Raw genomic sequence first — 353 nt, 5'->3', positions numbered from 1 at the left:
GCCGCCGTGGCCCGGCTGCTGCTGGCGGAGGGCCACGGCGTCCGCACCTTCCAGCGCCGCCCCGCCGCCGGCGTCGGCTCCGCCGTCGGGACCGTCCTCGGATCGCTGACGGACGCCGGCGCCGTCGCCCGGGCCGTCGAGGGAGTCGACGCCGTCATCCACCTGGCCGCGAAAGTTTCCTTCACCGGCCCGTGGAGCGAGTTCGTCGCCACCAACATCGACGGCACGCGCACCCTGCTGGACGCGGCGAGGTCCGCCGGCGTGCGCGACGTGGTGTTCGTGTCCTCCCCCTCGGTCGCGCATGTGGGCGAGGCGATTGCCGGCGCCGGCGCGGGCACGGCGGACCCGGACCG

At 76.8% G+C, this 353-nt stretch carries 1 protein-coding gene; it reads left to right on the top strand.

All coding sequences use genetic code 11. The features are described 5' to 3' along the window. Positions 1–353, top strand: a 353-nt coding sequence (locus AC5RV2_RS19115; protein WP_494093632.1) for an NAD-dependent epimerase/dehydratase family protein, incomplete at both ends; no start/stop codon positions are given.

The sequence above is a fragment of the Arthrobacter sp. Y3225116 genome, from assembly GCF_059091245.1.
Note: the sequence above shows the minus strand (reverse complement) of the source record. Positions and strands in the feature narration are given on the sequence as shown.